Below are 19,709 nucleotides of genomic sequence, written 5' to 3'. Positions count from 1 at the left end.
GACATCCATGACCAGACCCTTCCCCGTTTCACGCCGCGCCGTGCTGGCGCTCGCCGCCGCCCTGGCCGCCGCGCCGGCCTTCGCGCAGTCGAACTGGCCGACCAAGCCGGTGCGCATCGTCGTGCCGTTCGCGCCCGGCGGCACCACCGACATCCTCGCGCGCGCCACCGCCGTCGAACTGAGCAAGGCGTTCGGCCAGCAGTTCGTGGTCGACAACAAGGGCGGCGCCGGCGGCAACATCGGCGCCGAGCAGGTCGCGCGCGCGGCACCCGACGGCTACACGCTGCTGATGGGAACGGTGGGCACGCACTCCATCAACAAGTGGCTCTATTCGAAGATGCCGTTCGACCCGCAGAAGGACTTCACGCCCATCACGCTGGTGGCCGGCGTGCCGAACGTGATGGTGGTCAACACCGAGAAGGCCAAGGCCCGCAACATCAACAACGTGGCCGACTTCATCCGCTATGCGAAGGCCAACCCGGGCAAGCTGAACATGGCCTCGAGCGGCAACGGCACGTCGATCCACCTCGCCGGCGAGCTGTTCAAGTCGATGACCGGCACCTTCATGACGCACTTCCCGTTCACCGGCTCCGGCCCCGCGCTGATGAGCCTGGTGGCGGGCGACATGGACGTGATGTTCGACAACCTGCCCTCGTCGATGCAGCTGATCAAGTCCGGCAAGCTCAAGGCGCTGGCCGTCACCAGCGCCCAGCCCTCGCCCGCGCTGCCGGGCGTGCCGACCGTGGAACAGGCCGGCAGCCTCAAGGGCTTCGAGGCGAGCTCGTGGTTCGGGCTGTTCGGCCCCGCCGGGCTGCCGCCGGAGATCGCCAACCGCATCCAGCAGGAGGTGGCCAAGGCCCTGGCCACGCCGGAGATGAAGGAGAAGTTGCTCGCCCAGGGCGCCATGCCCAGCGGCAACACGCCGGCGCAGTTCGCCGCCTTCATCGAGGCGGAGAACCGCAAGTGGCAGCCGGTCGTGAAGGCCTCCGGGGCGAAGGTGGACTGACACCCGCGGGCCCGCGCAGCGGGCTCGTTCTGCGCGCGGGCTCCGGTGCGGCGCGCCCAGTCATGGACGGGGACCCGGCGGCGCCGGTCCCCGTTCGGCATTTCAGGCCCCTGCGGCGGCGCGCAGCGCCATCGAACGGGAGTTCAGACGCCCCAGACGATGTCCTGGCCGGCCCGCTCGCAGCGGCGCAGCATGTCCAGGAACGGCACGGCGCGCTGGCGCAGCGAGACGTCGGCGAACGTGGGCGGCACCTGGCCCTTGGCCTTGGCGTCCTCGATCGCGGCCTGCTGGTCGGCTTCCTCCCGGGCGATGGCCGATTCGAGCGCCGCGACGGCGGCGGGCATCTGCCCCGTCTCGATGATGCCCTTCGGGCCGGGGTCCTTGCCGATGATCTCCAGCACGCGCCGGCCATTGGGCTCCAGCATGATGAGGTCGCCGGCGGCCTTGCTCTTGAACTTGTACAGCATCAGCGGTCGAGGTAGATGTACTCGCGGTTGAAGGGATAGACCGATTGTGCGCCGCGCAGCGCGCCCGTTTCGGGCCGGCCATCGGGTCGCGTCGCCAGCAGCTGGTGCAACGCGATCCAGCCCTGCTCGAAGCTCATCGCGCAGCCGGCCAGGTACAGGCGGTAGGCACGCAGCACCTTGGCCGCGTCGGCGGCCCGCCCGGTCTGCTGCAGCACCTGCTGGGCCTCCTCGAGCCGCGCCTCCAGCGCGTCCGACCAGGCCCACAGCGTGCGCGCGTAGTGCGGCCGCAGGTTCTCGGCGTCGACCAGTTCCAGGCCGGCCAGCGACATCTCGCGCTGCACCTGGCTCACGTGCAGCAGCTCGCCGCCCGGGAAGATGTACTTGTCGATGAAGTCGCCCATGCCGGCACCGAGCTGCGTGGTGTTGACGCCACCGGCCGTGATGCCGTGGTTCATGACCAGGCCGCCCGGCTTGAGCAGCCGCCGGATCTTGCCGAAGTACACCGGCATGTTGGCCAGCCCGACGTGCTCGAACATGCCCACCGAGGCGACCTTGTCGAACGGCTGCGACTCGTCCACCTCCCGGTAGTCCATCAGGTGCATCCGCACCCGCCCCTGCAGGCCCTTGGACTCGATCAGCCGCTGCACGTGCGCATGCTGGTTCTTCGACAGCGTGATGCCGGTGGCATCGACGCCGTAGTGTTCGGCGGCCCAGAGCAAGAGGCCGCCCCAGCCGGCACCCACATCCAGGAAGCGCTCGCCCGGGCGCAGCATCAGCTTGCGGCAGATGTGGTCCAGCTTGGCTTCCTGCGCCTGCGCGAGCGACATGTCCGGCTCGCGGTAGTAGGCGCAGGAATAGACCCGGCGGGGATCGAGCCACAGCGCATAGAAGTCGTCGGAGACGTCGTAGTGAAACTGGACCTGCTGGGCGTCCTTCTGCGGCGAGTGCAGCGCGAGCGAGCGCGCGCGCCGGATCACCTGCGTCCACCAGTTGGTGTCCGAGCCCACCGGGCTGCCGGGCAGCAGGTGCGCCGCCGCGGCCATAAGGTCGCGCATGCGGCCCTGGATGCCGATGCGGTCCTCCACGATGTCCTCGGCCAGCTTGCCGATCTGGCCCGCGGCCAGCACCGCGATGGTGGTCCAGTCGCGGAAGGTGAGCGCCACGCTCGCGTTGGCCGCGCCCACCCGCTGGCCGCCGGGCAGGTGCACCGCCACGGCCACCGGCAACGCCGCCAGCTGGATCTCGATCCTGCGCAGCATGGGGTCCATGGCCAAATTCTGGCGACGGCTCCCGCTGCCCGTCAATGGCAGAGCCTGTAGGACGGCGCCGCATGCGACGGGTTGACGCCGATTCGTTGAGGCTTAAACTATTTAGGTCTTGACTCCACCGGCCCTCCCCATGGACATGGAAGCGCGCGCCCACAGCGAGCATCCCGAAGCGCTGCGCCTGTGGCTGCGCCTGCTCACCTGCACCCAGCTCGTCGAGAAGGAAGTGCGCAGCCTGCTGCGCGAGCGCTTCGACACGACGCTGCCCCGCTTCGACCTCATGGCGCAGCTCGAGCGCGCGCCCGACGGGCTGAAGATGAACGAGCTGTCGCGCCGCATGATGGTCACCGGCGGCAACGTCACCGGCATCACCGACCAGCTGGCCGGCGAGGGCCTGGTCGACCGCGTCGACGTCGAAGGGGACCGCCGGGCCTACCGGGTCCGCCTGACCCCCAAGGGGCGCAAGCTGTTCCACGAGATGGCGCTCCAGCACGAGCAGTGGATCGTCGACGCCTTCTCGGCGCTGACGGAGCGCGAAATCGCCACCCTGCATCGCCTGCTCGGCAAGGTGAAGCAGCACGCCAGCACCCGCACCGGCCAGCCGGCCTGAACGCCAGAGGATGCCCATGTCCGCCCAGACCGACCGTTTCGTCCACGACCGCCTGCCGCCGCCCGCGCAGTGCCCCGCCCTGCGCTACGACCTGCCCGAGCTGCGCCTGCCCGAGCGGCTCAACGTGGTCGAGGAACTGCTCGACAAGGCCGCGCAGAAGGGCTGGGCCGACCGGCCCATGCTGCGTTCGCCGCGCCTCACCCTCACCTACGCGCAGGCGCGCGAGCGCGTGGACCGCATCGCCCGCGTGCTGCGCGAGGACCTGGGCCTGCAGCCCGGCAACCGGGTGCTGCTGCGCGGGGGCAACTCGATCGACCTCGCGCTGGCCTGGCTGGCGGTGGTCAAGGCCGGCCTCGTGGCCGTGGCCACCATGCCGCTGCTGCGCGCGCGCGAGCTCGGCGACATCATCGACAAGGCACAGCCCGCCGTCGCCCTGTGCGATGCCAGGCTGATGGACGAACTGGAGAAGGCGCGCGACGGCCGCCCGGTCCTGCGCACCATCGTGCCCTTCAACACGCCGGACCAGCCCGGCTCGCTCGCCGTGCTGGCCGCCGGCAAGGAAGGCGGCTTCGCGGCCTGCCCGACCGCGGCCGACGACATCGCCCTGCTGGCCTTCACCTCGGGCACCACCGGCAAGCCCAAGGCGGCGGTGCATTCGCACCGCGACGTGCTCGCCGCCTGCGAGGCGTGGCCGCGGCACGTGCTGCGCGCGACGCCCGAGGACATCGTGGTCGGCTCGCCGCCGCTCGCGTTCACCTTCGGCCTGGGCGGCCTGCTGGTGTTCCCGATGTGGGCCGGCGCCTCCGTGTACTTCGGCGACGGCCCGTACACGCCCGAAGCGCTGGTGCGCACCATCGGCGAAGTGGGCGCCACCATCTGCTACACGGCGCCCACCTTCTACCGCCAGATGGCGCCGCATGCCCGCGAGCTGGGCGTGGGCCGGCTGCGCATCTGCGTGAGCGCCGGCGAGGGCCTGCCCGATGCGACGCGCCAGCTGTGGAAGGACGCCACCGGCATCGAGATGCTCGACGGCATCGGGGCCACCGAGATGTTCCACATCTTCATCTCGTCGGCCGGCGCCGACGTACGCCGGGGCGCGATCGGCAAGGTCGTGCCGGGCTACCAGGCCAAGGTGGTCGACGACGAGGGCAACGAGGTGCCGCGCGGCACCGTCGGCAAGCTGGCGGTCATCGGCCCCACCGGCTGCCGCTACCTGGACGACGCGCGCCAGTCCAATTACGTGCGCGAGGGCTGGAACTACCCGGGCGACGCCTTCCAGCAGGACGCCGACGGCTACTTCTTCTACCAGGCGCGGGCCGACGACATGATCATCACCGCCGGCTACAACGTCGGCGGCCCGGAGGTCGAGGATGCGCTGCTGCGCCATCCCGCCGTGGCCGAGTGCGGCGTCATCGGCAAGCCCGACGACGAGCGCGGCATGATCGTCAAGGCGTTCTGTGTCCTCAAGCCGGGGCATGCGCCGGGCGACGCCATGGTGCGCACCCTCCAGGAGCACGTGAAGTCGACCATCGCGCCCTACAAGTACCCGCGCGAGATCGAGTTCGTGCCCAGCCTGCCGCGCACCGAGACCGGCAAGCTGCAACGCTTCAAGCTGCGCCAGGCCCAGCAGCAGACGACCTAGTGCGGCCGGCGGACGGGCCCGGCCGCCCCGGGCGGCGAACGCCCGGATAATCCCCCGCATGCCTGCGTACACCTTCGAGGCCCTCGATGCCCAGGGCCAGACCCGGCGCGGCGTGCTCGAGGCCGACACGGCCAAGGCCGCGCGCGGCCAGCTGCGCGCCCAGTCGCTGATCCCGCTGCAGGTGCGGCCCGTCGAGTCGGGCGCGTCCACCGGCGCGGCGGGGGGCCGCTGGCGGCGGCGCGTGTTCAACGACACGCGCCTGACCGTCTGGACGCGGCAGATCGCCGGCCTGGTCACCTCCGGCCTGCAGCTGGAGCGCGCGCTCACCGCGCTGGCCGAGGAAAGCGACCGCGACGAGGAGCGCCAGCTGGTCGCCGCGCTGCGGGCCGAGGTCAACGCCGGCTCGACGTTCGCCACCGCCCTGTCGCATTTCCCGCGCGAGTTCTCGGACATCTATGTCGCCGTGGTGAGCGCCGGCGAGCAGAGCGGCAACCTGGGCATGGTGCTGGAGCGGCTGGCCGACGACCTGGAGGCGCGCCAGGCACTGCGCGCGCGCCTGACCGGCGCGGCGCTCTACCCCGCCATCGTCACCCTGGTGGCGCTGGCCATCGTCGTGTTCCTGGTCACCTACGTGGTGCCGCAGGTGGCCAACGTCTTTGCCGGCACCAAGCGCGCGCTGCCGTTCCTCACCGTGGCCATGCTGGGCATCAGCAGCTTCGTGCGCCAGTGGGGCCTGCTGGTGGCCCTGCTGGTCGCCGCGGCGGCCGTCGTGCTGCGGCTGATGCTGCGCAACGAGTCGTTCCGCGAGCGCTTCGACGCCGCCTGGCTCGACATCCCGGTGCTCGGGCGGCTGGCCCGCGGCTACAACAGCGCCCAGTTCGGCAACACGCTGGCCATGCTCACCTCGGCCGGCGTGCCGATCCTGCGTGCGCTGCAGGCCGCGGCGCAGACCCTGAACAACCGCGCCATGCGCGCCGACGCGCTCGATGCGCTGGTGCTGGTGCGCGAAGGCGCGCCGCTGGCGTCCGCGCTGGCGCAGAAGAAGCGGTTCCCGGGCCTGCTGTCCATGTTCGCGCGGCTGGGCGAGCAGACCGGCCAGCTGCCGCTGATGCTGCAGCGCGCGGCCACCCAGCTGGGCAGCGAGGTCCAGCGGCGCGCCATGCAGCTGGCCACGGTGCTCGAGCCGCTGCTGATCGTCACCATGGGCCTGGTCGTGATGCTGATCGTGATGGCGGTGCTGCTGCCGATCATCCAGCTGAACCAGTGGGTGCGGTGACATGAGCGTCTTTCCCGACGGCAAGCTGGTGGTGGCGATCTCCTCGCGCGCCCTGTTCAATTTCGAGGAGGAGAACCGCATCTTCGAAGGCGGCGACGCGCAGGCCTACATGGACCTGCAGCTGGCGCGGCTGGACGACCCGGCGCGCCCGGGCATCGCGTTCTCGCTGATCAAGAAGCTGCTGGCCTTCAACGACACGGCCGCCCAGCACGTGGAGGTGGTGATCCTCTCGCGCAACGACCCGGTCTCGGGCATGCGCATCTTCCGCTCCGGCCATGCCAACCAGATCAAGCTGGAGCGCGGCGTGTTCACGCAGGGCCGCTCGCCGTTCCGCTACCTGCGGCCGCTGCGGGCGCACCTGTTCCTCTCGGCCAACGCCGACGACGTGCGCGAGGCGCTCGCCAACGGCTTTCCGGCCGCGCGGGTGCTCACCGAGTCGGTGCTGGCGGGCAGCAACTACCCGAACGAGGTGCGCATCGCGTTCGACGGCGACGCCGTGCTGTTCTCCGACGAGGCCGAGCGCGTGTTCAAGCACGGCGGCCTGGACGCCTTCCAGGCGCACGAGTCGAGCAAGGCACTGCAGCCGCTGCCCGAGGGGCCGTTCAAGCCGCTGCTGGCCGCGTTGCACCGGCTGCAGTCCATCGGCACGCCGGCAATGAAGATCCGCACCGCCCTGGTGACGGCGCGCAGCGCGCCGGCGCACGAGCGCGCCATCCGCACGCTGATGCACTGGAACATCCACGTCGACGAGGCAATGTTCCTCGGCGGCCTGGCCAAGGGCGAATTCCTGCGCGAGTTCGAACCCGACTTCTTCTTCGACGACCAGACGCGCTACGTCGACCAGGCCGCGCAGCACGTGCCGGCCGGCCACGTGGCCGGCGGCATCGCCAACGCTTGAGGTCCGTGCGGCGCGCGGGCTGATCAGGCCGGCGCGCGGCCGCGCGCTTCGCGCCGCGCGATCCACACGGTCGATGCACAGATCACCGCGCCGCCCGCGAGCGTCCACCGGCTCGGCCAGTCGCCGAACACCAGCCAGCCGAGCAGGGTCGCCCACACCAGGTCAAGGAACTTCACCGACTGCGTGGCGGAGATGTCGGTGACGCTGAAGGAGCGGGTCAGGCAGTAGTGGCCTGCGCTGCCGAGCAGGCCGCACAGGCCGAACAGCAGCCACTGCGCCGCGCCCGGCCACTGCCAGTGCAGCAGCGCGAGCGGCAGGCTGAAGGTGGTGACGCTGATGGCCTGCCAGACCACGATGACCTCGGGCCGCTCGTAGCGCGTCAGCCCCTTGGTGATGAGGAAGGAGGCCGCGAACACGGGCGAGGACGCCAGCATGAGCAGCGCGTGGTAGCCGCCGGCCCCGGTGAGCTGCGGCGCCACCACGGTCAGCACGCCCGCGAACCCCACGGCCGCGGCGGCCCAGCGCTCCCAACGCATCGGTTCGCGGAACACGAGCACCGCGCCGATCATGATGAAGATCGGCGTCGTGAAGCCGATGGCCGTGGTGTCGGCCAGCGTGATGTGCGGCACCGCCAGGAACCACAGGCACAGGCCCAGCGTGTGCACGCCGCCGCGCACGAACTGGCCCGCGACGTTGCGCGGCCGGTACGCGGCGGCGCCGCTGCGCGCCACCAGCGGCAGCATCACGGCCAGGCCGGCAAGGTAGCGCAGGAACTGGGTCTGGAACGGATCGAGCTGCAGCGCCAGGCCGCGCATGACCGTGTTGAGCAAGACGAACAGCAGGCCGGCGGTCACCGACCACAGCAGGCCACGGACCGGGGCGGGCAGCCGGCTCGCCCGGCGCTGCGCCAGCGTGGCCCGCCGCACCAGCGGGTGCCGGGCGCGCGCGCCGGTGCGGCCTTCAGCCGGCATCGGGTGTCTCCATGGCGGCAACTCTAGCCGACGCACGGTGCTAGATTGGGCTGGTCTTCAGGGCGGGGTGGAATTCCCCACCGGCGGTAGGTGGCGCGAGCCACGAGCCCGCGAGCGCCTGCGCTCCCGCATGGGAGCGCAGGGTCAGCAGACTCAGTTCAAGCTGAGGCCGACGGTCACAGTCCGGATGGAAGAAGATTCGAGCGCACCCGCGGGTGCGCTCGATGTGTCGCTGCGCGCCCCGTTGCCGAGGCGGGCGGCGGCGTTCCTGCGAGCCTTGAAGCGTTTTTGTTCCAACCGACAGGAGCGTTTCATGATGATCGATTCCCCCTCCTCCCCCGCCGCCTCGCCGCAGGCGGTCGACCTCGCGCCGATCCCCGCGGTGCTCCAGGCCATCGCGGCCGGCCGGCCGGTGCTCGTGCTGGACGACGCCGAACGCGAGAACGAGGCCGACCTGGTCTGCGCCGCGCAGCGGATCACGCCGGCCGTCATGGCCCTGATGATCCGCGAGTGCAGCGGCATCGTCTGCCTGTGCATCCCGGCGGACAAGGCCAGCGCGCTGCGCCTCACGCCGATGGTCGAAGTGAACCGCTCGCGGTTCGCCACCGCCTTCACGCAGTCGATCGAGGCGGCGCACGGCGTGAGCACCGGCGTGTCGGCGGCCGACCGGGTCCAGACCATCCAGTGCGCGCTGCGCTCGACGCTGGAACACAGCGAGATCGTGAGCCCCGGCCACGTCTTCCCGCTGGTCGCGCGGCCCGGCGGCGTCCTGGAGCGCGAAGGCCACACCGAGGCGGCCGTCGACCTCGCCCGGCTGGCGGGCCTGGCGCCCGCCGGCGTGCTGTGCGAGCTGATGAACCCGGACGGCAGCATGGCGCGGGGCGATCAGGTGGCCGCCTTCGCGCGCCAGCACGGGCTGCTGTGCACGACGGTGGCGGCGATCGCCGACTGGCGCCGCCGCCAGGGGCGGCGAGCCGGCTGACCGTCAGCGCACCAGCACCTTGAAGCCGAGCGTGAACGAGCTGCCCGCGGCCATGCGGCCCTTCGGGTTGGCGCGGATGTTGGTGATGCCCGCCGCGTAGCACCCCGGCGGGTTCGTTCCGTTGAGCGTGCTGACGGCGGACGAGAAGGTCCAGACCGGCGCGGCCGTCCAGGTCACCCCGTTGTCGCTCGAATACTGCAGGTCGGTGGCGGCGAACGTGAGCGTGCTGGACACGCCGCCATCGGTGAAGGTGACGGGCACGCCGACGGCGGCGCAGTTGGTGGCGCCGGCGGCCAGCTGGTGGTACAGGGACGTGTTGGCCGGGATCGGGTCCGTCACGACGACGGTGTTGTTGTCCACGCGCCCGAGCCCGGTGTTGCTCAGCTGGATGGCGTACTGGGCGACCGCGCCCGGGATGTAGAGCGCCTGCGCGCCGCTGGCACCGACGCCGCGGATCGGGTCGCTGACGATGGTCACGGTCTTGCTGTTGACCAGGTAGGGGTAGACGACGGTGTTGGCATCGCTGGCCGACAGCGTGACGCCCCCCGCGGTCACGCTCGCGGTGTTGGTGATCTGGCTGTTGGGCGTGGGCACCCAGGGCGAGGCCGTGGTGCCCAGCCCGCTCGAGGTGATGGTGGCGTTGACCGAGAACACCAGGCTGCTGCCGTTGGGCATGTTGCCCAGCGCCACCCCGGCCTGCATGCCGGCCACCGTCAGCCCCGCGGGGCACGTTGCCCCGCCCGACGCCACGCAGCTGACGCCGGAGACGCTGATGTTGCTGACGGCCGGATCGCGGAACGTCGGGGAGGGGATCGCCACGCCGGTGCTGTTGGCGATGGTGATGGTGTAGGTCGTGGTGTCGCCCGCGCTCACGCTGGACACGCCGTCGGTCTTGGTGATCGAGGGCATGGTCACGATGGCCACCTCGCCCTGCGCGCCGCTGGAGTAGCTGCACTTGGCGCCGGTGTTGGGCACCACGCTCTGCGGGCCCTGGCAGGTGTTGCCCTGCTGGTTGTCCCAGCTCACCACGAAGGGGATGTTCAGCAGGCCGCCGGCATTGACGGACGCGCACATCACGGTGACGTTCGGGATCGTGTAGGTGCCGGTGCCCGTGCCGGTGCTGTAGGCGGGCGAGAACGAGTTCGCGTAGGCGGCGGTCGGCACGGTGGCCTTGCTGCCGTCGCCGCAGGCGTCCGCGGAGCCGCCCGATTCCAGGTTCAGGAACGGGCTCGGAATCCCGTTGGGCATGGTGCCCAGCGGCAGCGTGCTCACGCTGCAGGTGGCCGAGCCGGTGCCGGTGGCCGAGGTGCGGGTGGACTGCAGCTGCGGGTTCTTGCCGTCCTGGGCCAGGAACACGCCGATGTCATAGCGGCTGGAGCTGCCGAACTGCATCGTGACGTCCAGGCTGAGCGTGAGCGAGGTGCCGCCGACGCAGCCCGCCGGCGGGTTCGAGCCAGGCGTGATGACGATCTTGGTGATCTGCACGTCGTTGGCGCTGCAGTTCAGCCCGCCGCCATTGCGGTCGCCCGGGCACATGTCCAGCGCGTACTGCGCCTGCGCCGCGCGCGGACCGGCCAGCAGCGCCAGCACCAGCAGCAGCCAGCCCCACCAGAAACGCAACCTCGCACTCGTGTTCATTCTCGTCTTGCCCCTCCTCAGGGCTTGAGCGGCAGCTGGCCCCTGGCCTTGTCATTGAGGTCGAAGGTGTCCTGGTCGAACTTGACGCGGACGTTCAGGAACAGGCCCTTGCCCCGGTACTCGGCGCCGGCGAAATCGGGATCCCAGAACCCCAGCGCGTTGTAGCCGAGGCTGACCCAGGTGTTCGTGGCCAGGCGGTAGCCCACCGACAGGCCGAGATGGTACGAGCGGCTTCGCAGCGCCAGCGAGCGCAGCGCGCCGGCGTGCAGGCCGACGTCCCAGCGCGGCGTGACGTCATGGCGCACTTCCACGCCGGCCAGGTCGGTGTAGCCGCGCACGCTGTCGTCCTGCAGCATCTCGCGCACGTACTTCGCGCCGTACTGCAGGGCGACCTGGGTGCGCGCATCGGGCTTCCAGTTGGCGTTGAAGTTGTTGATCAACTTGCGCGTGAACAGGCGCGAGGCCAGCGAGGTGCCGGTGCCGGACGACTCCTGCACGTACTCCAGCCGGTCCAGCCAGATCCACTTGCCGGCATTCGGCCGCCAGGCATAGGAGAGCCGGGCCGCGACCTTGTCGCTGTCGTTGCCGCCGCCGCGCACTTCGTTCACCTGCACGCCGGCGGCCACCGCCTCGCCCTCGGCCAGCCGGCGCTGCGCGCCGAGCAGCAGGTTGACCTTGCTGTCGAGGGCGCCGCCGCGCCACTCGGCCCGGATCGTGCCGCTCCAGCCGGCATCGCGGTAGGCCAGGCCGGCCGTGACGGCGGTGAAGTCGCCCGCCACCAGTCCATACCCGCTGGCCGGAGCGCTGCCCGACGGCGACGAGGCGGACGAACTGGCGGGCGACACGGTCCCCGAGGCGAGCGGCTGGTTCATGCCCAGGGGGTTGGTGGCCCCGCGCAGGGTGCGCGTCTGCTCGATGCCGGCATCGGCCGACCATTGCTCGTTGATGCGCAGGCGCTGGATCAGCCCCATGCTGGCGAACAGGCGACCGCCGTCGGGCGTGGACTGGCTGCCCAGGCCGCCCTGCACCTCCGCCCCCGTCCAAGGTTGCGTGCGCAACCCGATGCGGGTGATGTCCGCCCGCACGCCCTCGCCGCGGGCCAGCTCGTGTTGCGCGGTCAGGGTGGTCTGGGGCGTGAGGCGGTAGTCGCCGCCCAGCACCAGGCGGTTCGGGAAATTGGCGGTGGCGCCGTGGCTGCCCACGTCCAGATCGGTGCTGGCGCGCAGCACCAGCTGGTGGTCCAGCATCTCGTAGGCGGCGCCCGCGGTGACCTGGCGCGCGGCCGCGCCGGCGCCCTTGCCATCGGACTCGGACACCGCGCGCGCGCCGGCGGACAGCTTCAGGTTCTCGGCGGCGACCCACTGCGCCTTGGCCTCGACCACGTCGCGGCTGCCGCCGTTGAGCAGGTCCTGCTGGCGATAGGCCTCCCCCTGGAGTTGCAGCGTGTCGGCCACCTTCAGCCGGGCATCGGCGCCCACGCTGCGCTGGCCCTGCGCGGCCACGGACTGCTGGCCGAGGCCGAAGCCGGGCTGCTGCTCGCGTGCATAGGCACGCAGCGCCAGCGCGCCGTCGTCGTGCCTGACCTCCGCCACGTAGGCGTTGCCGCCTTGCGGACCGGCCGCCGACGCGCGGCTGCTGGTCGCCACCTCGAGCTTCAGCCGGGTGGACTCGCCAATCCGGACGGCCGCGTCCGCCGCGGTCAGGGTGGCCTGGCGGCCCACGTCGCCCTCGTGGATGCGGGTGACGCCCACCAGCGCCTTGGGGCTCAGCTGCGCGGCGGCGCGGCCACCGTAGGTCCAGGCCTCGCCGGCGCCTTCCGACTCGTACTCGACGACCAGGAACTGCGGGTTGAAGTTCTCGTCGCGCGAGGCCAGCGGCGCGCGCAGGAACAGCGTGCCGAGCGCGTAGTCGATCTGGTAGTCCAGCCAGGGCGCCAGGCTGCGCGAGGAGAGCACGCGGTCGGGCTGGAAGCGGTCGCGCACCTCGATGCGGGCCTTGTCGGTGTTGACCAGGATGTTGCGGGCCCGCAGCCGGTACAGGCCCGAGGTGCCGTCGCCCTGGATCTCGTCCTTCAGGAAGGCCTGCGCGGTGCGGGTGGCGAACGCGTTGTAGCTGAAGGTCTGGCCCTTGAATTCGGACTTCAGTCCGTTGACGGTGCGGCTGTAGCGGCCCAGCTCGGTGACGGTCAGGCCGGTGTCGAAGTCGCCGAACAGGGCATAGAACTGCTTCTTCTCGATCTTCAGGTACAGCTTGCGGACGCTGGCGGCGTCGTACTGCTGCTGCGTGGCGTCGCCGTACAGCGTGTAGAAGCGGTTCGGGTCGATCGACTGGCCGAGCGCCGGATGGATGCCGGCGCCGCGCTCCTTGGCGCTGTCGTAGGCGGCCGTCAGCAGGTACTCGCCCTTGACCTGGCCCTTGGCGAAGAAGGCGAGCCGGTTCTGCTCGAACAGCTGGTCGGCCACCCGGGCGTCGCGCAGCGCCTCCATGTTGCCCGACAACGCCTTGTGGCCGACCGTTCCCTCGGCGAAGCCGACCAAGACCCAGTCGCGCTGGTCCGCCTGCAACCACGCGCGGACTTCGGCGGTCCGGTTGCCGCCGAAGTCGAAGCGCAGCACCGCCTCGCCGGAGTGGTTCGTCGGCTGCAGGCGGATCAGCGCGACGCCGTCCTCGCCGATCTCGTAGCGCGCGCGGCCACCGACGTTGCCGGCCAGCGGCTCGCGCTGGAGCGCCTCCGCCTGCTGCAGCGACGCATGCGGCGCGTCGACCGTGAATTCGCCGGCGGCCCCGCGGCGCACCGGCTGGCCCTGCGCGTCCAGCAGGCGCACGGCCAGCACGGGCGGGGTGCGGCCGTCGGCCACCAGCCGCGAGCGCGCCGGGTCGAGCTCGGCCACGGCGGGGCTGACGCCGTAGTGGATGGCGCGGCTCTCGCGCGCGACCACCTGACCCTGCGCGTCGCGCACGACCAGCTCCAGCGCGTTGGCGCCGTCCTTGAGCTCCACGGAGCGCCAGTTGGACAGCGCGATGGCGCCCGAGGGACCCAGCAGCGTGCCTTCGAAGCGAAGCGGATCGACGGGCGCGCCGTTCACGCGCAGTTCGACGGTCTGGTCCCCAGCGTGCTTGACGGCCACCTTGATGACCGGCAGCGCCGGGACGAACCCGGTCTGGGGGTGCAGCCACTCGAAGCCGGGCTTGGCCGCGGCGAGCCACTTGTCGTCGTAGGGCAGTTGCTCGATCAACTGCGTGCCGCTGGCCCCCGTCGCCACAGGGGCCAGCGCCGCCGCAGCTGGCTTGGCGCCGGAGCGGGGACCGACCGGCGCCAGCTCGCCGGCGGGCAGGGGCGCGCAATCGCTCGCCTCGCTGTCGCCGGGCGGCAGCGACAGCGGCGGGATCGACGCGAACTGCCCGCCGGGCAGCTGCACGCGCAGGGCCAGCTTCAGGTCGGCGGAGGGCTCCTGCCGCAGCCGCAGCGCCAGGCGATGCTGCCAACGGGCCGGCCGTGCGGGCAGGCGCAGCAGCACGAAGCTGTCCTCGACCTGCACACTGCCTGCCGGCTGGCCGTCGAGCAGGACCGAACCGGGCTCGACCTGCGCGCCCGCGGGGAGCAGCAGCGTCGCGCTCACCGATTCGTTCGCCACGGGCGCGGCGATCGTCACCTCCAGGTCACGTCCGGCGCGGCGCACCTGCTCGCGCAGGCAGCTGGGGACCGGCACCAGGCGGAAGTCGGCGCGCCACAGCGTGCCGCCCCGGACGTCGACGAACTGCGAGAAGTCGCGCCCGCCGGTGCGGCTGCTCTGCTCGCACTGGCGCAGCTGCCAGCCCTGCGGCAGCGTCGTGGTGTCCAGCTGCACGACGTGCGTGCCCGGCCGCAGGTTGTCGACGTGCCAGTTGCCGTCCTCGTCGGTCAGGACATAGGTGCCGTCCTGCAGCAGCACGCGCGCGCCCTTGACCGGCCGGCGCGCGGCGGGCTCCTGGATGTCTGCCTCGCAGGACGCGGCCACCGTCACCTGGCCGACCAGGAACGCGCGGGTCCGATTGAGCTCCTCGCGCACCGTGATCACCGCGCGCGCGGTGTTGGAGCGGACGCGGCCGACCGCCTGGACGCTGTTCTCGGCGGCGCCCGGGACCGCGTTCGGTCCGACGGCGGCCACGTAGGTCAGGACGGCGCCGGACCTGGCGGGCAGCGTGCCGACCGAAAACAGCAGCGTGCGGCCGTCCGCGCCGACCTGCGGGTCGGGCACCGTGACGCCGTTCAGCCGGGCCGTTCCGGCGCGGTAGCGAAAGCCCGGCGGCAGCCGGTCCTGCAGGCGCACGTCGGGAAGCGGCAGCTCACTGCTGGTCGACAGGGTCACCGTGTACGGCACGAAATCGCCCGGCGACGCCAACGCCTTGCCCGCGGTCTTGGCCAGGTCCACCGTGCCCAGGGGCGCGGGATCGAGCGGAACATCGGCCTCCACCGGCGGGCCGGGCAGCACGGTGAAGGACGCACCGCGGGAGATCGGCCCGAGCACGAAGGGCGCGCCCGGCAGCTGCTGCAGCGTCGCGTCGGCGGCGAGCGACGGGAACCGATAACCCTGCGGCGGCTGCACGCGCAGGCGGTAGGTGCCCGGCGCCATCACGCGCGGAAACTGGTAGCGGCCCGGCCCGAGGACATAGGCGGTGCCGCCGCTGTCGGTCACGGTCGCGCCCGTGGCCACCGTGGAGGGAAAGGTGCTCACGCCGTCCTCGCCACGCACCTGGGCCGGCTGGCCCGTCGCCATGTCGATGAGGGTGACCAGGGCGCCGTTCACCGGTTGCCCGGTGCTCGAATCGAACACCAGCCCGAGGGGATCCACCAGCGCCACGCTGGTGGCGACCGCATTGCTGCCGGCCTGCACGTAGGTGGCCGTGAGCTTCTCGTTCGGCCTGGCCTGCAGCGTGCAGCTGCCGGCCTGCACGGCACCCGGCGCAAGCGGGATGTAGCCCAGGAAGACGCCGGTGGATGCGCCGGTCTCCTGCAGGCGCAGCGTCTCGGAGTCGCCGCCCGATGCCGTGACCACGACGGAGATGGTGTCGCGCACGAGCGGATCGGCGTTGGCCGAATAGTCGGTGACCTGCACGAACGCCACGTCGCTGCCGGCGTAGGCGGCCGCCGGCCCCATCCCGTAGCTGCCCGGCAGCGACAGCGCGCCGCTGCCGGGGATCGCCGGGTTCGCCAGCGCCGCGTAGGCGCCGCCTGCGGCCTGGCACCAGGTCGTGGACAGCGGCTGCGCGCTGGCGCCGGCGAAGCTGCCGGCCGTCACGTTCGGCACGTACGACAGGAACTGGATGCCCGCCGGCGTGGTGGTCGCGGTGGTCACGGCCACGGTGCCCGTCGACGCGAGCGGGGTGCCGCCGACGCTGTAGGCGGCGTGGGCGGTGTTGGTGATGGTGGTGTTCGGGGCGGTCGCGGCGCGCACCGCCGTCGACAAGGCCAGGAGGAACAGGGCCAGGGCGAGGAACAGCCAGGCCTGGGCATGCACGCGGGAAGCGCGCATGCCCAGGCCTGCTGGAGCGAGGTCCAGCAGGCCCGCGGACGACCCGCGACCGCGGCTAGCCGCGGCCCGGGCGTCGGGCGACGTCGACCGGAGTGACGTCATCCGGCGATCACTTGATGATCACGTTGAAGACGATGTCCAGCGTCTCGCCGGGCTTGAGCTCGCCCACTGCATAGGTGCCCGCGCCTTCGGCAGGCAGCACCGTGCTCCACGGCACCGACAGGTTGGCACCCGTGAGCACCTGCGCGGAGGTCAGGTACGTGCTGCTGCCGGAGATCGAGCGGGTGCCGCCGGTCAGCTTGACCTGCAGCGACTTGCCCGAGCTCATCGCGGTGGAGGTCGAGCCGCTGGCGCCGCTGGCGGCGCAGGCCGACGCCGCGCCGGTGCCGACGATGAAGTCGCTGTCGAAGCTGACCTTGGTGGTGTCCAGCGTGTCCAGGAAGTTGGTCAGGACCGCGGAGGTGGCACCGGTGCCGGTGTTGTTGGCGATGGTCACCGTGTAGCGGACGTACGCGCCGGGGATGTTCATCGCGTTCGTCGACCCGTTGACCGGGTCGCAGAGGGTGGCGGCCAGCTTCTTGACGGTCAGCAGCGCGGTCTGGATCTTGAAGGCATGGCGGGCGCTGTGGTCGCCCTGGTTGGCGGAATCGTCGGAGCCGGCGACATCCGCCAGCACGTTGTCCATGCCGGCGGTGTTGGTGCCGGAGTTGGTCACCGCGCCGCCCACGCCGTTCGCGCCGTAGGCCACCGCCTTGAGCGACACGATGGCGTAGTCCGTGTTGACGAGCGCCGGCGTCGGCGTGGCGCTGGAGACGTTGTTCACGGTCGGCATCACGCAAGTGACCTTCACTTCGGTGTTGGCCTCGTTGCCGAGGTTGGAGATGCGCGTGATCACCGTGGTGCCCGTCGAGTCATAGATCGTGCAGCCGGTCGGGTCGAAGGTCCGGCTGTAGCCGGTGCTGCTCATGGTCACGCTGGGAACGCTGGAGCCGAAGTTGGCCGTCAGCACGAAGTCCTGCGTGTTGTTGCCCGTGTTGCTCACCACGAAGGTCAGCGTCGACGTGGCGCCCGGCACCGCGCCCACCGGCGCGGTTTCCTTGGCGGTCACCGTCAGGTTGACCTTGTTGTCGACCACGAACGTCGTGTTGCCGCACGTGCCCGTGTTGTTGCCGCTCGGGGACGAGCAGATCTGGGCCTGCTGGGTGCCACCGACCTTGTAGTCAAGGGTGGCCGTGTTGGTGATGCTGGTGCCGGCGGTGGTCATCGTCGGCGCGGCGTGGGCCGTGGCCGCGAGGCCGGCCAGGAACAGGGCCGCGATGGCGCCTGCCCTGGCCAGCGAGTTGCGAAAGGCGATGGTCATGTCAAGTTTCCTGTGGGATCCATGGTTGGTTTGTCGAGGGGACTCGGAGATCGGACTGGCGAACGCCGGCGCGGTGGCGGACGTTCGGCTGCCGTGCGGCGGTCCGCAGCCGCCCCGGCGCCAAGGGCCCTCCGCGGCGGGGCCGTGGCTGGCTCGGTGGGAAGTGCGTGCGCTCACGACGCGCTGCTCAATTGACCTTCACGCGAAAGCCCACGCTCGACTGCTGGCCGACCGGCAGTTCGCCCCGGTAGCTCCAGCGCAGGTGGGTGAATTCGGTGAGTCCGGCGGGGCGGTCCTTGCCGTCGGCGCCGCGCACCTTGAGCTTGTCGGCCGGTGCCCAGGTCTTGCCGCCGTCCGCCGAGAACGTGATGTCGGCGTTGTCGCCGAACGCGCTCCCGCCCACCAGCGTGGTGTTCGCCGGCACCGGATTGACGATGACGATGCTGCCGGCGGGCTTGTTGCCGATGTTCTTGAAGGTGGACGTGTAGATCACCTCGGCGCCCGGCTCGGCCTTGTCGGCGGGCACGCGCTTCTTGTCGACCTTGCCGTCCGCGGTCCGGGTCGTGATCTCGATTTCGGCGACGTTGCGCAGCTCCACGCTGCCCGGCTTGGCCGGCTGTTGCTGGGCGTGGGCTGTTGCGGCGCCGCCGGTGACGGCGAGCGCGAGGAGCAGGGAGGAAATGACGGTTCGCATGGGAACTCCTTGGTGGGGATCAGTTGACGGTGGCTTTGAACTCGATCGCGCGGCTTTGCGGCGCGGTGAGGGCGGGAAAGACGGTCTGGACCGTGTTGGCGGAAAAACTGCTGTCGTCGGCGTCGGCCGCGTCGGTGCGGGCCACGCCGTCGACGGTGATGCTTCCCGGCACGTAGGTGAGCTGGGCGGGCAGCGGGTCGGTGACGGTGATGCCGGTGGCGGTGCCGCTTCCGGCGGCCGTCACCAGCAGGCGGTACGTGAGCACGGCGCCCGGCATCACGCGCGTGCCGCCGGCCGGATCGACGACGGCGGCGACCGACTTGGTGATGCCGACGGCCACGACGGTCACCAGGTAGGTGCCGGTCGCGGACGAACGCCCTCCGCCCGCGCCGGCGACGATGGCAACGCCGTTCTGGGCGCCGATCGGGGTGCCGGCCGCCGTGCCCGGCGCCACGCTGGCCGACCGGGCGAGCAATGCGACGTTGGCGGTCGCCCCGGTCACGAATCCGGCGGGAATCGTGCTGGCCAGGTAGACGGTGCGGCTGGCGTCGACCCCGAGCACGAGGTCGTTCGCGCCGGCGACATAGGGGATGTCGGCATTCGGGCCGCTGGCCTGGAAGCCGGGCTGCGCGCCGCTTTCGATCCAGATGGCGCCGGCAGGCGGGTCGGTGGGGTTGAACTGGTCGCCGGCGAGGGCGTTGTCGCGCGAGAGCACGAACGTGTCGGTCCCGTTGCCCGTGTTGGTGACCACGAAGGCCAATGGGCGCAGTGCGTCCGGCGAGTTGACCGGCGTCGCCGTGCTGTCCTGCCAGGTCGTGCGCACCGAGAGCACCTTGGCCACGACGACCGGGTTGGCACTGGCGTACTGGGTCGCGGGACGGCCCGCGTAGACATAGGAGATGACGGCCGTGTTCGGGATGACCGTGCCGGCGGCCGTGCCTGCCGCGCGTGCCGGCGGCGCCAGCAGCAAGAGGGCCAGCAGCGGCAATGCCGGCAGCCAGCGCACCATCCGCGCCGCCGCCTTCCGAACCGCCCACTTCTGCTGCCTCACCCCGCCAAGCCCCGTCGTTTCCAGCCCGCGTCGCGGGGCGGTACTGCACGTACGGACTCGGATCAGCTGCGCCCTCCACGCCGGTGGCGGGAGATAATTACTACGGTCGCGTTACGGCGAGTAATCCACCCTAGGGCCAGCGGCTCAACCGTCGAGCGCGTTTGCTGCCGGCAACTCAGCGGGTCGCGTGGCCTGGCGCACGAAAGTGTTGCGCAGCCGTTACGTTCCCCCCTGGGTTTCTACCGAGTCTTGTTACGTTTATCTGTTGAAAGATACATATCGTAACGTTCGGACTCCAGTGGAAGCTGACTTTGGTATGCCATTCGTCCTGATGGG

At 71.2% G+C, this 19,709-nt stretch carries 14 protein-coding genes and 1 riboswitch; of the genes, 6 read left to right on the top strand and 8 right to left on the bottom strand.

Annotated features, from left to right (window positions below):
- The first annotated feature begins 7 nt into the window (after positions 1-7).
- Positions 8-1,006 carry a Bug family tripartite tricarboxylate transporter substrate binding protein gene (locus AC3ANR_RS02875; protein WP_488290372.1) on the top strand — a complete coding sequence of 333 codons (999 nt, stop codon included), beginning with the start codon at positions 8-10 and terminating at the stop codon, positions 1,004-1,006.
- A gap of 143 nt (positions 1,007-1,149) precedes the next feature.
- On the opposite strand, the gene AC3ANR_RS02870 is transcribed toward AC3ANR_RS02875, so the two are convergent.
- Positions 1,150-1,473 carry a DUF1840 domain-containing protein gene (locus AC3ANR_RS02870; protein ID WP_488290371.1) on the bottom strand — a complete coding sequence of 108 codons (324 nt, stop codon included), beginning with the start codon at positions 1,471-1,473 and terminating at the stop codon, positions 1,150-1,152.
- Positions 1,473-2,741, bottom strand: coding sequence for a class I SAM-dependent methyltransferase (locus AC3ANR_RS02865; RefSeq protein WP_488290370.1), 1,269 nt, complete (start codon positions 2,739-2,741; stop codon positions 1,473-1,475). The genes AC3ANR_RS02870 and AC3ANR_RS02865 overlap by 1 nt, the downstream gene beginning before the upstream one ends.
- 130 nt (positions 2,742-2,871) lie before the next feature.
- On the opposite strand from AC3ANR_RS02865, the gene AC3ANR_RS02860 reads away from it, so the two are divergent.
- The 4 genes from AC3ANR_RS02860 to AC3ANR_RS02845 are packed head-to-tail and all read left to right on the top strand — an operon-like array spanning position 2,872 to position 7,164.
- Complete coding sequence (locus AC3ANR_RS02860; RefSeq protein ID WP_488290369.1) at positions 2,872-3,348, top strand: MarR family winged helix-turn-helix transcriptional regulator; 477 nt, start codon at positions 2,872-2,874, stop codon at positions 3,346-3,348.
- A gap of 16 nt (positions 3,349-3,364) precedes the next feature.
- Positions 3,365-4,990 (top strand): AMP-binding protein, encoded by a 1,626-nt coding sequence (locus AC3ANR_RS02855; RefSeq protein ID WP_488290368.1) that lies wholly within the window; start codon positions 3,365-3,367, stop codon positions 4,988-4,990.
- A 58-nt stretch (positions 4,991-5,048) separates the two neighbouring features.
- Entirely contained in the window at positions 5,049-6,266 is a 1,218-nt protein-coding gene (gspF, locus tag AC3ANR_RS02850; RefSeq protein ID WP_488290367.1) for a type II secretion system inner membrane protein GspF, read from the top strand.
- A 1-nt stretch (position 6,267) separates the two neighbouring features.
- Entirely contained in the window at positions 6,268-7,164 is an 897-nt protein-coding gene (locus AC3ANR_RS02845) for a 5'-nucleotidase (RefSeq protein WP_488290366.1), read from the top strand.
- A 23-nt stretch (positions 7,165-7,187) separates the two neighbouring features.
- On the opposite strand, the gene AC3ANR_RS02840 is transcribed toward AC3ANR_RS02845, so the two are convergent.
- Positions 7,188-8,135 carry a DMT family transporter gene (locus AC3ANR_RS02840; protein ID WP_488290365.1) on the bottom strand — a complete coding sequence of 316 codons (948 nt, stop codon included), beginning with the start codon at positions 8,133-8,135 and terminating at the stop codon, positions 7,188-7,190.
- Positions 8,136-8,184: 49 nt separating this feature from the next.
- A riboswitch (FMN riboswitch) is annotated at positions 8,185-8,338 on the top strand.
- A 110-nt stretch (positions 8,339-8,448) separates the two neighbouring features.
- Between AC3ANR_RS02840 and ribB the strand changes: the two genes are divergently transcribed.
- Complete coding sequence (gene ribB / locus AC3ANR_RS02835) at positions 8,449-9,117, top strand: 3,4-dihydroxy-2-butanone-4-phosphate synthase (RefSeq protein ID WP_488290364.1); 669 nt, start codon at positions 8,449-8,451, stop codon at positions 9,115-9,117.
- 3 nt (positions 9,118-9,120) lie between these two features.
- Here ribB and AC3ANR_RS02830 read toward each other — a convergent pair whose 3' ends face one another.
- From AC3ANR_RS02830 to AC3ANR_RS02810, 5 genes are all read right to left on the bottom strand, one after another.
- A complete protein-coding gene (locus tag AC3ANR_RS02830) occupies positions 9,121-10,755 on the bottom strand; it encodes a hypothetical protein (RefSeq protein WP_488290363.1) in 1,635 nt (544 codons plus the stop codon).
- A gap of 17 nt (positions 10,756-10,772) precedes the next feature.
- Positions 10,773-16,268 (bottom strand): hypothetical protein, encoded by a 5,496-nt coding sequence (locus tag AC3ANR_RS02825; RefSeq protein ID WP_488290362.1) that lies wholly within the window; start codon positions 16,266-16,268, stop codon positions 10,773-10,775.
- Positions 16,269-16,377: 109 nt separating this feature from the next.
- Positions 16,378-17,628, bottom strand: a complete 1,251-nt coding sequence (locus AC3ANR_RS02820) for a hypothetical protein (protein WP_488290361.1) — start codon at positions 17,626-17,628, stop codon at positions 16,378-16,380.
- 187 nt (positions 17,629-17,815) lie between these two features.
- On the bottom strand, positions 17,816-18,322 hold the full coding sequence (locus AC3ANR_RS02815; protein WP_488290360.1) for a hypothetical protein: 507 nt from the start codon (positions 18,320-18,322) through the stop codon (positions 17,816-17,818).
- Positions 18,323-18,341: 19 nt separating this feature from the next.
- Positions 18,342-19,331: a DUF11 domain-containing protein gene (locus AC3ANR_RS02810; protein WP_488290359.1), complete on the bottom strand. Its 990-nt coding sequence runs from the start codon at positions 19,329-19,331 to the stop codon at positions 18,342-18,344.
- Positions 19,332-19,709: the final 378 nt, after the last annotated feature.

Source organism: Ramlibacter sp. JJN2-2R, from assembly GCF_057747835.1.
This window is presented reverse-complemented; position numbering and strand designations above follow the sequence as displayed.